Source organism: Bacillus mesophilum, assembly GCF_008923265.1.
GTDB classification, from domain to species: Bacteria; Bacillota; Bacilli; order Bacillales; family Cytobacillaceae; genus Cytobacillus; species Cytobacillus mesophilum.
Genome location: NZ_WBOT01000003.1, coordinates 628,219 through 643,000 on the forward strand (window position 1 = coordinate 628,219; position 14,782 = coordinate 643,000).

Below are 14,782 nucleotides of genomic sequence, written 5' to 3' on the forward strand. Positions count from 1 at the left end.
CGTTTATATTAAACTAAATTGAATACTAATGTTTTATATATTGTTTATTATGGGAATGATTATTATATGGTTCGAATTGAAAATGCACATCACGGAACAAGTAAAGAGGCAGGAACTGCTATTGTTTGTAGTGGTGAATTTTTAATCAGCACAAGACCGTTACTATGGTTGGGCGATGGGGCGTATTTTTTTAACAATGATAAAAAAATTGCTAAAGAATGGTGCATATCAGAAGGTTATAAAAAAAGTTATGTAGAATATACAATTATAGAGGCAAGGATTAATATAAATACTGATGAAGAAATGTTAGATTTAAACAAGCCTGATAACAGGAAGATGTTCCATGCTCACAGAGAAATTGTCAGAGATCAATTTAAAAAGAGAAGAATTGGTGTAAAAGGTAAAACAGATTTTTTTGATGGACAAATAATTAATGACTTGTGTAAGGTTGCCGAATATAAAGTTGTAATGCAAGATATGTTTATTCAATTATCAAAAGACCGAATTTTAAAGACGTTATCTAGAGTTCCGAATTGCACAGTAATTAGTGTTCGAGATACAAATTATATTGAAGCACCAAAAATAGTTGAGGAAGGTGTTTTAAATGGATAAAAACGAAATTTTAAAAAAATTAGAAATGTTTTATGACGAAATGTCTGATGAACAATTTAAAAAGCATTTTGAAAACTCTGGTCTGGAAGTATTTAATGACGAAAAAGCTTCTATGGTATTAGAGGACTATGATAAATTTGAGCTGCCGTATCCAGTTAAAATTAAAAAGAAATCAACATATAATATGGGTGGAGAAGCACAAAAAAAATGGGAAATGGACTTAACTGACTTAAGGAAAGTGATATAATGGACGAGCTAATAAGTTTTTTAGTTTTTGAGGATTATAAAATAGAAAAATGCTTGTTTAATATAAATAGCAAGTTTGATTTTAATAATGCTGAAGTTAGTGTTAAACCTAAATTTAAAGTAGAACACACTTATGAAAATGAAAATAGGGTGTTTGTCTCACTCACATGCCTAATAAATGAGAATAATTTATCAGATGATTCTGATGCGTTTTATTTAGAAATAATGTTAAAAGGTATATTTTCAATAGATGATAAATTTAGTGAAGTACCAAGAGAATCTGTACATGATGTAATTAATTTAAATACTGTAGCGATCCTATTTCCCTACCTAAGGAGCGCGGTTACGAATGTCACATCAATAGCAAATATTGAACCTTTAATTCTACCTCCTATAAATATCCATAGATTGTTAGGTTTAAATAAATAACTGGAACCTTTTAAATAAGGTTCTTTTTTATTTTCTGAAGCGTTAACGTAACAATAAATTATACAAAATATATTATAGAAGATATTCAGCAGTGTTAATATTCTCCGTTACAAAAGGTAACATTTAGCGTAATAGTCTTCCTATATATCAACCCACGCAGCTTCGCGCGCGACCCCTCCAAAAACTTTAACCTATCGATTTAATACGTTAAAGCGTTAGTATACGAAGTTATATGCATAATGCCAGCGTTTCAGCTTCCGAACTATATGCAATTATTTCGGGAAATAACGGATGAATACGCAACATAAACCGTGTTATAACAACGTTGTATAAAATCGTGTATAATCGATAAATCAGTGCACTCCATAAACGTTGCTACGACGCGGTATGTGAAAGTAGGTTGGTTCTGAAAATGTATATTATGTCTACTAGAAATGTATTTCACATGCAACTTTTTGTATAACGAAATTGTATACGATTGTATGAAAATCCAAATCATTACTGTAAAACTTTAATGTATTAAAGTGGATAAAATAGGGGGGGGGGCGGTGTTTTTAGAAAACGCTGCCCAGGCACGTTTTAAATCCGCGAATCAAATTTTTACTTTGAGGTGGTTCTCTGTATGTTGGCGGTAAATTTGGCAGTGGCGGATAGATTTGCGAAACCCAGTTTATTATTTATTTTCGCTGAAAAACGCTTCTGCAATTTCGTCAGAAATCGAGGGTTTTCCGTACTCAATTTTAGTAAGTAACCGTGCAATCTCCTTTTTTAGTTTCCTCGCATTATATTCTAAAGAACCGTCTCCTTGGCTTTTATTCCCGTTATATCCATAAACCCTCCCATTTTCTAAGCAAGTAAGTATAGATTTAATATTTCCAATCTCCTCATGGTAACGCTCTTTGATATCTACAATTTTTTCACTCAACGAATTCCCCTCCTTTATTTGTAGTATTTTAATTCTACAAGAAAACAAAAAAACCCTTGAATATTTCCAAAATTCACATGAAACCTGTCATAAATTTATCTTTTTGTGTAGTAAAATGTAATTATATTGAATACAGGGGGGATGCTGTTGATTTGGTATATAGTCGGTGTTTTTTCAGCTTTAATATTTATTGGCTTAGTTATATGTATAGGTAGACTCAAAAGAATAGACGAGGATGAAAAATTCTTGCTTAAATATCTACAAAATTATGTAGAATATTTAAATAGTTTTATCGAGAGGGATTTTGGATCCTTTCTAATAAACTCGCGCGGAAAAAATTCTTCAAAAGAAAGTGAGCTATACTCCTTTCTCGTAAGGTACACAAGCAAAGCTCAGAGGAAGATGGGTAAAAACGGAATTTTGGAATCGTACCAAATTGGAAATATGTTGTATAGAAACTACCAATTGCTTGCCAATACTATAAATAAATTGAGGTTTCCTGATATCCATTCGCGAGACTTTGAGTTATTGAGGAACATGCTTACAATGACAATTCAAGAGAAAATAGATGCCGCGGATTCGGTTAGGTCAATGATAAAAAACCCATTTAAACTTTTGCGAGAAGGTGTTAACTTTATTGTCACATTGCCATTATCCGTCTTAGTTTGGTCAGGCCTAATGGAATATCGAACTTTTGCAAAAATTACGGACAATTGGTTTATGCGATTTATTAACGGAGTAATTATTCTAATAGGGTTGTTCGGCTCGCTAATGACGTTACTATTAGGTTGGGAAGAAACAATAGAAAAACTTCGCCACTTCATAGGCTGAATTTATTGGGCTCCGACAGAGTTTTTTGCGCTTGACGCTTGTACATCGCAAACCTTGCGTTTATAATGGGACTATCAATACACGTTACGTTAAATACGTAGGTGCGAAAAAATATACGAGTACGATAAACGCTCAGTGACCGCATAAGTTACCGATGGGGGCAACGTTTTCCATACCGCCTAATTTACCATTGAAAATCCAAACGCAATTGCAAATTGCGGTTGTGGTTCATCATTTAGAACAGCAACAAACGTTGGTACACCTGAGGAATGTTAATAATGAACACCAAAAGACCTGCGATTGCTTCATCGCAGGTCTTTTTTTATTAGAGATTCATTCACTCAATTAATGAGCAACATTTCTAACTGGGAGGGAATTAACCCCTGGATATGGAATAATAGATTGACAGGTTCCTCCATACAGCGGAGAAGCATATGAAAATAACGCAAAAATAATGTGTAGTACATCCAAATATTATATAATTGTGGGAAATAAAGGGTTTAAAGCAGTGTGAAGAAAGGATGAAAGCCATAGATGACGAAAGAGACCATACTTCTTGTTGATGATGATAAAGACATTCAAAATCTGCAAAGACTTTATCTCCAAAAAGAAGGTTTCAGGCTGCATTTTGCCAGCTCAGGCAATGAAGCATTAAAGATCGCAGCAGAACAACAGCCAAGTCTGATTATTTTAGATGTTAACTTGCCAGATTTGGATGGGTTTGAGGTTTGCCAAAGCTTAAGACAATATACGAAAGTTCCAATCTTGTTTGTTACAGGCAGAAGTGATGATGTGGATACGATTTTGGGACATCGCATTGGCGGTGATGACTATATTTATAAGCCTTTTAATCCTGGTGTTCTTGTGGCGAAAGTAAAGGCACATTTGCGCCGTTATCGTGAATTAACAAGCGTGCCTAAGGATTCAAGTGTACAAGAATTACAGCATGTTCTTATGTTTGGAGATCTAATCATTGAAAAAGAACAGTGTACAGTGAAAAAAGGCGGAAAAGAAATTACATTATCAACAAAGGAATTCTTGCTGTTATGCTTCTTAGCTGAAAATCACAATCGAGTATTTAGTCTGGAACGAATATTTTACAAAATATGGGGTGAAGAGAGCTTGGGTGACTATCGTACTGTGATGGTACATATCAGTAATCTGAGAAAGAAAATAGAAATGGATCCAAGTAAGCCGGAGTTTATTTTAACTGTAAGAGGTTTAGGCTATAAATTTAGCGGAGGCCAGTGATCGATGTTCTGAAAAATTTGCGTATATCCTCAATAGTCAATCCCATTCTTTTGGCTTCAAGAAGGAGTATATACCATTCCTCAAATTGCTCTTTAGACATTTCAGTGTGATCAGATTTCATCAAATTTGCCATTTTAAACCTCCATTGAAAATGTTTTCATTGTATTTATATTATAAAGTTGAAAGTTAAAGTTTAGTTAAAGTGAAATTAAAGTTCTTCTAAACATGAGGTGTGCGTATTTGGACAAAAAGAACCGTATTGGCGACTATCAGCTGTTGGAGATTGAAATTGAACTGCATGATAGCGTCTTTTTTAAAGGGCTATCAAATAAAGGAAAGCAGGTATTAATCAAAACTTTCAAAAAGGAATTTCCAGATAAGAAGGAAATTGCTGCATCCCTTCATGAATTTCATATGAGTGAAAAAATCCCGGAAATGGTACTGCAGCCAATTGAGATACTGCAGCATCATTCCATCTACTATTTTATATATGAATATTTCCAAGGCATTCCCTTAGCAGAAATATTAAAACAAACAAAGCTGCCTCTGCTTGAAAAACTGAAGATCTCATACCATATAGCAAATGCCCTCTCTGCACTACATCGGCATGGAATAATTCATAAAAATATAAATTCCATGCAGATTTTTCTTTCAGAATCCACATTAGAAGTTAAAATAACAGGTTTAACATATGCCACTTTTTTAAAACAAGAAAGCTATGCTATCTCTAGCCAGCATCAAGTATTTGAAAATCATCCTTTGTATATGTCTCCAGAGCAGACAGGGAGAATGAATAAGCCCATTGATTATCGTTCTGATCTGTATTCCTTAGGGGTGGTATTATACGAACTGTTTACCGGTCAATTACCTTTCGATCTGGCTGAGCATAGCCAGCTTGTTCATGCACATCTTGCCAAAAGGCCTAAACATCCATGTCTGCAGTTTCCTGATTTACCTGAAATGATTGGTGAAACTATTTTAAAATTATTAGAAAAGACACCAGACAATCGCTATAAAAGCGCTTGGGGTCTCAGGGAAGATTTAGGATACGCCATTAGCCAATATCATGCATTCGGAAACATTCCAAGTATTGCGATTGGACAACATGACCATGGACTCGTTTTTGAGAAGGCTGGTCGATTATATGGACGGGAAAAAGAGATTTCACAAATTCATAGAGCTTTTGCGCATGTAGCAAATGGCGGAAGAAGTCTATTGCTTATTCCAGGAGAGGCTGGGATTGGGAAGACAGCACTCGTAAATGAGATTCATAAACCATTGATAAAAGAAAAAGGATATTTTATTTCAGGGAAATTTGAGCAAATGAATAGAACAGTTCCCTTTGCGCCAATCCTTTCTGCCTTTAAATCACTCATTCGCCAATTTCTGACCGAGAATGATGAACAAGTAGAAATCTGGAAGCGAAAAATAAAAGAAGGACTGTCTGTTCACTCCGGTTCTCTTACAGCCATTTTGCCAGAGCTTGCCTGGCTGATTGGAGAGTCGGGTTCTGCCTATCATCGATCATTACTTGATACACAGCGTCTGCAGCTATATACTTTTCAGCAATTTATAAATATCTGTGCAACGAAGGATCATCCACTCGTATTATTTCTTGATGATTTGCAATGGGCAGATATTGCATCGCTGGAATGGATTGAATATATGCTAACACAGGCAGATTGCCGATATTTTATGATCATTGCTGCTTTTCGTGAAAATGAGATAAGTGAACAGCATCCTTTTAATAAAACAATAAATCTATTAAAGGAAAAAAAGATCCTTTTCTCTAGTATCCCAGTTAGATACCTTGCCAAAAATCAGGTGACATTATGGCTGGAAGAGTCCTTCTGTGACAAGGGAACACATATTGAGGAATTATCTGTTCATATTTATCGGATCACACAAGGAAATCCTTTTTATATCAGACAGCTATTGAAATCCTATGAAGATGATGGGCTCATTACACTTCTTTCAGAGCAGCGGAAATGGCGTATTGATGAGAAGTATAAAGATAGCTACGTTGATGAAAATATCCTATCCTTCTTAATTGGGCGAATTGAGATGCTGCCTTCGCATGTTCAAAATATATTACAGTTGGCTTCTTGTATTGGGAATCGTTTTGACCTAAAAACATTATCTATTATTTCTGGAGCATCGCTGGAACAAACAGCTGAGCATGTATGGGATACCCTTGAAGCTGGGATGGTTTTGCCGACCAGTGTATCGTATAAATGGATTTATCGTGAAGAAGCTGAAGCAATGGTTGAAGAAGAACCCCTCTATTACACTTTCTTGCATGACCGAGTTCAGCAGGCATTCTATGAAATGATGACCAATGACGAAAAAGAAGCAGCACATCTTACTATTGGGCGACTGCTCTGTAAGCATGAATCCTCCATTAAAAACGATATCTTCACAGTGGTTAACCACTTGAATAGAGTTCAAAATAAACTAACTTCACATGAAAAACAGCAATTAAGAGAGTGGAACATTATTGCGGCAGAAAAGGCTAAAAATGCATCCGCACATTCAGAAGCACTTGCTTATTATGAATACGCACAGCATTTATTTAATGATGCCTCTTCAGGCAAAGATGATAACTTAACCTATAGACTCATGAAGGGATTGGGAGAATGCCAGTACGTAACAAGCCAATTTTCTGAGGCGGAGCAAACCTTTGACGAACTGCTGAGTTATACAGAAAAGAAAGCAGATCAGCTCGAAATATATAATTCTAAAATGATACTGTATACACATATGCATCGAGTGGAAGAGTCGATTCAGGCAGGATTAGAAGGGCTAAAGCTTTATGGGATAACGTTTCCAGAGAAGCTGACAAAAGGAGATGTAGCCAAAGAGCTTTTGCTGGTTCGTCTGGCGCTCAGCAAGCGAAAAAGGGAGCAGATACTAAAACTCCCGGAACTTAATAATGATGAAAAACAAGTGCTGAATACGATGATCACCATGAATTCGGCTGCCTATCATATCAACCAGAATTTAGCTGCCCTTTTAATGCTGCGGGCTGTCCGTTATACGCTTAAGCATGGAATTGCCAATATTAGCGCCCTTGTCATCAATAATTATGCACTAATTTTGAGTTCCGGATTTAAAGACTTTGAAGGAAGTGTACTGTATGGCAAGCTTGCTTTAGAACTATCAGAGTATTTTGGCGATGTGGGAATTAAAGGCCGTGTGCACTTTGTATATGGAAGCTTTGTGAATCAATGGCATTCGCATATAAGTAAAAATGTTACATACATGGAAAGCTCCCAGCGCTATTGTCTTGATGCGGGAAACATGCATCTCGCAGGAGCAAACAGTTCCTTTATCGTCGTATCTATGCTCATACAGGGAGTACAGCTGGACATCGTTTTAACTCGTGTTAATCAGCAGATTCAATTTATCAACACAATTCAATATCCCATTTCAATTGGTTTTTTAAATGAACTAAAACATTGGACAAGCATGCTGCAAAGTAATCATCCCCATTATCATTGGGAAATGCAGCCGGTCTTAGAGGATGACTCTGCTAAGATTATGCACTATACGATTCGCCTGCAAATGGCCTATCTATTCTATCAAAGGGAATATGCCGCAGCCATTTTACAAGAGCTAAGTCCACTAGTCAGCAATCGGCTTACGCTTGTCATTGTGCCCGAGTATTATTATTATCTCGCCTTATGGTGTACAAGGGATTCTGAAATAGGCAGAGCATATAAGGGAGAATGGCGAAAGAGTTTAAAAAAGCTTGAAAGATGGGCAAAGCTATCCCCTCAGAACTATAAGCATAAACTTTTATTAATGAAGGCAGAAAAACAAAGAATAACAGATGGTGCTATTAGTACGAAGTTACTTGCGTTGTATGATGAAAGCATACGGCTTGCAGAGGAGAATGGATTCATTCAAGATGCTGCGATTGCCAATGAATGTGCCGGTTATTATCTTAAAGAATTAGGCTATGCAAAACTGGCACGTCCCTATTTCGAAAGTGCTGTCTATCTTTATGAAAAATGGGGAGCCGGGTTTAAGAGAAAACAATTAGGTGTTAGTTTTAAGCAAATATCTGCTCCTATTCAGGTAGAGCCTCAAGCTTACTATGATGTCCACGCAGCATTGCAGGGTGCAGCACAAAGTATTTCCCATGAAATGACAATGTCAAAGCTTGCCTCCAAGCTACTTGGCGTTGCTATGGAATATGCCGGTGCTGATCGAGGTTTTATTTTATACAGAAGAAAGGATACTTTCTTTGTTGGAGAATGCAAAAACGTAAATGAACCTGAAGCTGAAGTTTACCGTGATCTGCCGATTACAGGAAAGAATCTGCTGGCTGAAAAGGTTGTTTCTTATGTGAAAGCGAGCAGTGATCTCGTGGTTCTTCATCACGCTGCGGCAGAAGGATTATTTATAAAAGATCCATATATTATAGAAACTCAAACGCAATCACTTTTCTGTAATCCCATTATGAGAAAGGGTAAAATAATCGGTGTCTTATATTTAGAAAACAGGCATGCATCACATGTTTTTACTGAAAAAAAGACGAAACTGCTTTCAATCCTGACAACTCAATTATCCATTTCAATTGAAAATGTTTATGTCTATGAAAGCATGGAAAAAGCTGTAGCTGAGAAAACGGAGCAATTACTGAATGCCAATCAGTCATTGGAAAAAATTAACATGAAGCTTGAGGAAGTTGAGCAAAAGAGAAAGCATTTTCTAGCGAACATATCTCATGATCTCCGTACGCCAGTAAACGTCATCAGCGGCTATTTAGAAGCAGTCATGAACGGACTTGCCAGTGATGAGCAGGAAAAGAACTTTTTAATTGGCAAGGCACTCGAAAGATCTAATGAATTGGAGGAGCTTATACAGGATTTATTTGAATTGTCGCAGGCGGAGTCTGGCCGTTTACAATTTGATATTGATTATATCCCGCTATCGCAATTTATTGCTTATATTGAAAATAGATATAAGAATGAGCAGCTTGGAGAGCATTTAGCTTTCCGCATAGAAAATGTGCTCATAAATAAAGAGATAGAAGACTATATGATCGGTGTGGATCCTGAAAGAATACGGCAGGTCTTTGCAAATATAATAGGCAATGCCAAAAAGTATACTAGGTCTGGCGAGATTATCTTGTCATTTAGATTACAAGGAGATAATGAATTATTGATTATGATTCGTGATAGCGGTCTCGGAATACCGGCTGATATTCTTCCCTTTATTTTTGACCGTGATTATACAAATAGTTATGGTGATAACAAGAAAAAAGGCCATGGCCTAGGATTAAGCATCTGCAAGGAGGTTATTACGGTACATAAAGGAATAATCTGGGCAGAAAGCCAAGAAGGTCAGGGAACTACTTTCTATATTACTCTCCCGCTATTTCAATTTTCTTTAGAAAATTAATATGTACAAGCACATTTTTATTTTTGCTAGATGCTGGCCTTAGCAGCTTGTCCTCCTCTTACATAAGATATATTGTAACAACAAAATAAGAGGAAGGGAGTTGTTATTATGGGGAAAAATCGCCGCCGTAATAACGGAAATGTTGCAGGAGCTTTTGACAACAATTTTAAGGTTAGAGTGAATGGTACTATTGATAGTGATGATCTTTGCCGAGCTGTCCGCCGCTGCTTAGTCAATGATCTTGTAGCTGGTGCAGAGGATGACAACAGAAACGACCACGATAGAGATTGCTGCTGTCATAATCGCAGAAGATCTTGGATCTAATCGAAAAAAAACTCCGGAAGGCTTAGCCTTTCGGAGTTTTTTTATAAACATTATTTATCGAATAAAGAAGTACTGTGCAGTGGCTGTACTCTTGCTTTTGGATCAATATATGATTTCGCGTTATTTACCGCTGTTGGTGCCTCACCAAATCCGCTTGCAATTAGTTTCACTTTCCCATCATAAGTTGAGATGTCGCCTGCAGCATAAATGCCTTCGATATTTGTCTCCATTTTGGAATTTACCACGATGGAATTCTTTTCAATATTTAATCCCCACTCTTTAATTGGACCTAAGGAAGAGACGAAACCGTAGTTTACAATGACAGCATCCACATCGAAAACTTCTTTTTCTTTGCTTGTTACATTCTCTAACACGACCTGATGAACACCTTCATCATTTCCAATTAGTTCAGACGGCACATATGGTGTTTTTACTTCAACTTTTGAATTATGAAGATTTTCAACACTGTGCTCATGCGCACGGAACTTGTCACGACGGTGTACAATCGTCACTTGTTCAGCAATCGGTTCAAGCATTAAAGCCCAGTCAACAGCCGAATCCCCGCCGCCGAATACAACAACCTTTTTGCCGGCAAATGAATTAAGATCATCAATAAAGTAATGAAGATTTTTTCCTTCATATTCCTTCGCACTTTCTAATTCAAGTCTGCGAGGCTGGAACGCACCATTTCCGGCAGTAATGATAATAGCTTTTGTATAATGCACATCTTTATCTGTTGTTAATTTAATGGTGCCATCAGCTTGTTTTTCAAGCTGCTCAACCGCTTCTTCTAAGCAAATAGTAGGTTCAAACTTTGCCATTTGCTCTTTTAAATTATCTACTAATTCTTGTGCACGAACTTTTGGAAAGCCGGCAACATCATAGATATATTTTTCAGGATATAATGCACTTAATTGTCCGCCAAGCTGCGGCAAGCTTTCAATAATTTTAACGGATGCCTGTCTCATACCGCCGTAAAAAGCAGTGAAAAGTCCTGTTGGTCCTCCGCCAATAATGGTTATATCATAAACTTTTAGATCTTCACTCAAAGTTAATCCCTCCAAATATGTATTTTTCACTTTCATCAATATTACCATAAATACATCTTTTGCTCACCATTTCTTAATCTTGTAATGAAACCTTTTCTGACTAGTCTAAAAATTAATAAAGTATGATTTTATCTTGAAAAACATGTGAAAGTAGCATAATATGAAATGGGAGTATTAATGTTAATTTTCTGTGACAATTTTGGAACATTTTTTTGTCCATGTTCGTGAATTGGATCACAATCTTTTTCTGTTTTTTGTAAAATAAAATAGTATAAAATTGCGGAACATAATGTTACGCAAAAAATTAAAAGGTGGAAGTGATAGACTTGAGAAAGCCCAAAATAGTAATACTAGGTGCAGGTTACGGCGGATTAATGACTGCTACTCGCCTTCAAAAGGCTGTAGGGACAAATGAAGCTGACATCGTATTAATAAATAAAAATGATTACCATTATGAAACGACGTGGCTGCATGAAGCATCTGCAGGAACACTTCATCATGATCGAGTAAGATACGATATTTCCGGTGTAATTGACCGAAACAAGGTTGAGTTTATTCAAGGAACTGCCGTAGAAATCAAAAAAGAAGAAAAGAAAGTATTGCTTGAAAACGGCGAAGTAGAGTATGACTACTTAGTAGTTGCACTAGGCGGAGAATCTGAAACATTTGGCATTAAAGGCTTAAAAGAGTATGCATTTTCAATTGTGAATGTGAATGCTGCACGCCAAATCCGCGAGCATATAGAACTGCAATTTGCAACATACCATACAGAAGAAGAGAAAAAAGACGAACGCCTTACAATCGTAGTAGGTGGAGCTGGCTTTACTGGAATTGAATTCCTTGGCGAATTAGGAAACCGTATTCCTGAGCTATGCCATGAGTATGATATTGATATTCATAAAGTAAAAGTTATCTGTGTGGAAGCTGCACCAATGGTTCTTCCAGGATTTGATCCGGACCTAGTGGAATATGCAGTAGCACACCTTGAGAAAAAAGGTGTTGAATTCCGTATTGGCACAGCGATTAAAGAAGCTACTCCAGAAGGAATTATCGTTGCTAAAGGTGAAGAAGAGCCAGAAGAGATTAAAGCAGCTACAGTTGTATGGGCAGCTGGTATCCGAGGAAATGCGATTATTGAGAAATCAGGTATTGAAGCAATGCGTGGCCGCGTAAAAGTCAATCTTGATCTGCGCGTACCAGAGCATGAGAATATCTTTGTCATCGGTGACTGCTCACTAATGATTAATGAAGAAATTAACCGCCCATATCCTCCAACTGCACAAATTGCGATGCAGCAAGGTGAGACATGTGCAAAAAATATTGCTGCACTTATTCATAATAAGCCTTTAGAAAACTTCAAGCCAGATATTAAAGGTACAGTTTGTTCTTTAGGAGAAAACGATGCAATTGGTGTTGTTTTCGGCAAAAAATTAGTAGGGAAAAAAGCTTCCTTCATGAAAAAAGTGGTTGATAACCGCTCACTTTACATGATCGGCGGAGCTGGTCTTGTATTGAAAAAAGGTAAATTTAACGTTTTATAATAAGTGAGGGAGAGCAGACTGTGCATGGTCTGCTCTTTTTTTGTTGGGGAGTTTTCGGTGGTTTAGGTGAGAGATGGTGTGAGCTGTATGATATAGTTTCGGGGAAGGGTAGATAGGCTCTAATAGGCTGTTTAGCATGAATGTTTGAAAATGAGTCCAGTCTTAGAGATGATCGCTCTGTGTGGAAGCAAAATCTAGGTTTTCACTTTAATCACGGCACAAAACCCCAATATATATGGATAACAGAGTCGTATTTCTGAGCTAATCGTGCCACGAAACCCCAATATAAGGATAACAGAGTCGTGTTTCTGCACTAATCACACCACGAAAACCCAGTATCTGGATAACAGAGTCGTGTTTCTGCACTAATCACGCCACAAAACCCTAATATATGGACAACAGAGTCGTGTTTCTGCGCTAATTACACTACAGAACCCCAGTATCTGGATAAAAGAGTCCTGTTTCCGCTTCCAATCACGCCACAAAACCCCAATATCTGGATAAAGAAGTCCTGTTTCTGCTCAAATCACGCCATGTACCACCAATATCTGGATAAAAAGGTCCAGCTCTGTCTCTAATCCACCTTATTAACCAATATTCAAGAATAAGCAATCACATCTTACTCTATATCTACCCTTATTTCCCATCTAAACAAAAATGCAGCAAATCTAACAGCCATCTACTCCAAGAAACAAAACTACCTATAAATTGACCTGTGATCTCATATTATTTCAACTGTAAATTACTATTTTTATCTATGTTAAACTGTTTATTAAAGAAGATGAAAAATTGCAGTCAGGGAGGAATATATATGAGCAAGAGGGGGAAGGTTTGGCTTGCAGCAGCTGGTTTAGTCATTTCGGAGCAAGGAGAATGGCTTGTAGTAAAGAAAAAATATGGCGGTCTAAAAGGGATGTGGTCGATCCCAGCTGGCTTTGTCCATGAAGGAGAAACAGCAGATGCTGCTGCAGTGAGAGAGGTTTTCGAGGAAACTGGAATTGCCTGCAAGGTAAAAGGAATGATTGGTTTAAGAACAGGGGTTATAAAAGAGGAAATTAGTGATAATATGCTGATCTTTTTATTGGAGCCCATAGCAGAAAAAAATATTACAATTCAGGAAAAAGAAATAGAAGAAGCAACGTTTATAAAACCTGATTACATTGTTAATCAAACTGAATCCTCCATTATGCTAAAGCATTTATTAAACCGATCAGAAGAGATCATGCAGCAGGCAATTGAAAACATAAATCCAGGAAATCAGTTTTCATATACGGCATATAAATTATTTTTATAATTTTTCGAAATATTACGATAATAAAAGAAAAACAATGCAATAAGTAGTTGTATGCGTTTACAGTAAAGGTTTTCAGTTAAAATTAAGCCTTTCCAAATGGTCTGATCCTTGATATATTATCAGAAAATTCAGTAGTAAGAGGAGATGACAACGCAATGAAATCAAACAGCTATGATACAAAAAATTGTCCATATTGTTCAGGAAAGGGTTATTTTCAACTCTTGCTTGGCGGGTCAGAAACATGCTCCTGCTGCGGAGGGTCAGGAAAGAAAAAAAGTTAACAGTAGCGATAGTTAGTTGCGTTTAATAAAGCTCTCAAATTGAGGGCTTTTTGTTTCGAGTTCATGATGGATTCTCACTTCTAAGTTAGAGAAATCTCCCTTTCTCCCAATTTTAGTTGACGAAATTCTATTTTTTTCAGTACACTAAATATTGATGTGCTAAGGGGGACAAATACTAATGCAGATGACCATATTTGTGTTGCCAATTTCCATGCTTTTATTTTTTGTTTTATTTTTTGGAATCGGTTTTATTTTGAATATGCTTTTAAGAATGTCCTGGATCATGGCAATAATTTATCCAGTTATAGCCATTTTAATTATTGATCAGGTGAGATTCATAGAATATTTTACAAACACAGGATTTGCTTTTTCAGATCTTGGTACAGAATTATCAAGCTTGGCAATGGCAGATATTTTAATTTTAAGCAGCGGATTGGCAGGTGCCATTGTAGCTGGCATTACCATTAAACTGTTGCGCAAAAAAGGATATCGAATGTTTTAAAAGCTCTGCGTTCAAAAAAGCGCAGAGCTTTTTCTTGTGAATTTTCTTATTGTTCAATAATTTGAAAATAGTAAATTTTTTCGCTTAT

At 36.6% G+C, this 14,782-nt stretch carries 14 protein-coding genes and 1 pseudogene; 12 read left to right on the forward strand and 3 right to left on the reverse strand.

Annotated elements, in window-relative coordinates; all coding sequences use genetic code 11:
- Positions 1–66 precede the first annotated feature (66 nt).
- Genes F7732_RS12715 through F7732_RS12725 form a run of 3 tightly spaced genes read left to right on the forward strand, consistent with a single transcriptional unit; the run spans position 67 to position 1,287 of the window.
- The gene (locus F7732_RS12715) at positions 67–612 is read left to right on the forward strand and encodes a hypothetical protein (protein WP_151574381.1); all 546 of its coding nucleotides are present in this window, start codon (positions 67–69) and stop codon (positions 610–612) included.
- Positions 605–859, forward strand: a complete 255-nt coding sequence (locus tag F7732_RS12720; protein ID WP_151574383.1) for a hypothetical protein — start codon at positions 605–607, stop codon at positions 857–859. Before F7732_RS12715 ends, F7732_RS12720 begins: the two co-directional genes overlap by 8 nt.
- Positions 859–1,287 (forward strand): protein-export chaperone SecB, encoded by a 429-nt coding sequence (locus F7732_RS12725; protein WP_151574385.1) that lies wholly within the window; start codon positions 859–861, stop codon positions 1,285–1,287. Before F7732_RS12720 ends, F7732_RS12725 begins: the two co-directional genes overlap by 1 nt.
- Positions 1,288–1,960: 673 nt before the next feature.
- Here the strand turns inward: F7732_RS12725 and F7732_RS12730 are convergent.
- Entirely contained in the window at positions 1,961–2,212 is a 252-nt protein-coding gene (locus tag F7732_RS12730) for a hypothetical protein (RefSeq protein ID WP_151574387.1), read from the reverse strand.
- A gap of 147 nt (positions 2,213–2,359) precedes the next feature.
- Between F7732_RS12730 and F7732_RS12735 the strand changes: the two genes are divergently transcribed.
- The 3 genes and pseudogenes from F7732_RS12735 (at position 2,360) to F7732_RS12745 (ending at position 4,294) form a co-directional block, all read left to right on the forward strand.
- Entirely contained in the window at positions 2,360–3,043 is a 684-nt protein-coding gene (locus F7732_RS12735) for a hypothetical protein (protein ID WP_151574389.1), read from the forward strand.
- 183 nt (positions 3,044–3,226) lie between these two features.
- Positions 3,227–3,319: pseudogene (locus F7732_RS12740) on the forward strand (iron-sulfur cluster assembly accessory protein); the annotation flags it as partial.
- A 258-nt stretch (positions 3,320–3,577) separates the two neighbouring features.
- The gene (locus tag F7732_RS12745) at positions 3,578–4,294 is read left to right on the forward strand and encodes a response regulator transcription factor (RefSeq protein ID WP_151574391.1); all 717 of its coding nucleotides are present in this window, start codon (positions 3,578–3,580) and stop codon (positions 4,292–4,294) included.
- On the opposite strand, the gene F7732_RS12750 is transcribed toward F7732_RS12745, so the two are convergent.
- Positions 4,278–4,427 carry an anti-repressor SinI family protein gene (locus F7732_RS12750; RefSeq protein ID WP_240056612.1) on the reverse strand — a complete coding sequence of 50 codons (150 nt, stop codon included), beginning with the start codon at positions 4,425–4,427 and terminating at the stop codon, positions 4,278–4,280. The two genes, F7732_RS12745 and F7732_RS12750, sit on opposite strands and share 17 nt — an antisense overlap.
- A 107-nt stretch (positions 4,428–4,534) precedes the next feature.
- On the opposite strand from F7732_RS12750, the gene F7732_RS12755 reads away from it, so the two are divergent.
- Both F7732_RS12755 and F7732_RS12760 read left to right on the forward strand, forming a co-directional pair.
- A complete protein-coding gene (locus tag F7732_RS12755) occupies positions 4,535–9,703 on the forward strand; it encodes an AAA family ATPase (RefSeq protein ID WP_161598879.1) in 5,169 nt (1,722 codons plus the stop codon).
- A gap of 108 nt (positions 9,704–9,811) precedes the next feature.
- Positions 9,812–10,027 carry a hypothetical protein gene (locus F7732_RS12760; protein ID WP_151574395.1) on the forward strand — a complete coding sequence of 72 codons (216 nt, stop codon included), beginning with the start codon at positions 9,812–9,814 and terminating at the stop codon, positions 10,025–10,027.
- Positions 10,028–10,077: 50 nt separating this feature from the next.
- On the opposite strand, the gene F7732_RS12765 is transcribed toward F7732_RS12760, so the two are convergent.
- On the reverse strand, positions 10,078–11,076 hold the full coding sequence (locus tag F7732_RS12765) for an NAD(P)/FAD-dependent oxidoreductase (protein WP_151574397.1): 999 nt from the start codon (positions 11,074–11,076) through the stop codon (positions 10,078–10,080).
- Between the two features lie 326 nt (positions 11,077–11,402).
- Here F7732_RS12765 and F7732_RS12770 point away from each other — a divergent pair, with 326 nt between their 5' ends.
- The 4 genes from F7732_RS12770 (at position 11,403) to F7732_RS12780 (ending at position 14,694) form a co-directional block, all read left to right on the forward strand.
- Positions 11,403–12,617 carry an NAD(P)/FAD-dependent oxidoreductase gene (locus F7732_RS12770; RefSeq protein WP_151574399.1) on the forward strand — a complete coding sequence of 405 codons (1,215 nt, stop codon included), beginning with the start codon at positions 11,403–11,405 and terminating at the stop codon, positions 12,615–12,617.
- Positions 12,618–13,428: 811 nt separating this feature from the next.
- Positions 13,429–13,911, forward strand: coding sequence for an NUDIX domain-containing protein (locus F7732_RS12775; RefSeq protein ID WP_066442799.1), 483 nt, complete (start codon positions 13,429–13,431; stop codon positions 13,909–13,911).
- 155 nt (positions 13,912–14,066) lie between these two features.
- A complete protein-coding gene (locus tag F7732_RS22660; RefSeq protein ID WP_161598880.1) occupies positions 14,067–14,192 on the forward strand; it encodes a YuiA family protein in 126 nt (41 codons plus the stop codon).
- Positions 14,193–14,376: 184 nt separating this feature from the next.
- Positions 14,377–14,694, forward strand: a complete 318-nt coding sequence (locus F7732_RS12780) for a YuiB family protein (protein ID WP_420837695.1) — start codon at positions 14,377–14,379, stop codon at positions 14,692–14,694.
- Positions 14,695–14,782: the final 88 nt, after the last annotated feature.

Excerpts from the sequence above, each read along its gene's own strand:
- F7732_RS12715 (WP_151574381.1), top strand. The coding sequence starts at position 67 with ATGGTTCGAATTGAAAATGCACATCACGGAACAAGTAAAGAGGCAGGA.
- F7732_RS12720 (WP_151574383.1), top strand. The coding sequence starts at position 605 with ATGGATAAAAACGAAATTTTAAAAAAATTAGAAATGTTTTATGACGAA.
- F7732_RS12725 (WP_151574385.1), top strand. The coding sequence starts at position 859 with ATGGACGAGCTAATAAGTTTTTTAGTTTTTGAGGATTATAAAATAGAA.
- F7732_RS12745 (WP_151574391.1), top strand. The coding sequence starts at position 3,578 with ATGACGAAAGAGACCATACTTCTTGTTGATGATGATAAAGACATTCAA.
- F7732_RS12750 (WP_240056612.1), bottom strand. The coding sequence starts at position 4,427 with ATGGCAAATTTGATGAAATCTGATCACACTGAAATGTCTAAAGAGCAA.
- F7732_RS12760 (WP_151574395.1), top strand. The coding sequence starts at position 9,812 with ATGGGGAAAAATCGCCGCCGTAATAACGGAAATGTTGCAGGAGCTTTT.
- F7732_RS12775 (WP_066442799.1), top strand. The coding sequence starts at position 13,429 with ATGAGCAAGAGGGGGAAGGTTTGGCTTGCAGCAGCTGGTTTAGTCATT.
- F7732_RS22660 (WP_161598880.1), top strand. The coding sequence starts at position 14,067 with ATGAAATCAAACAGCTATGATACAAAAAATTGTCCATATTGTTCAGGA.
- F7732_RS12780 (WP_420837695.1), top strand. The coding sequence starts at position 14,377 with ATGACCATATTTGTGTTGCCAATTTCCATGCTTTTATTTTTTGTTTTA.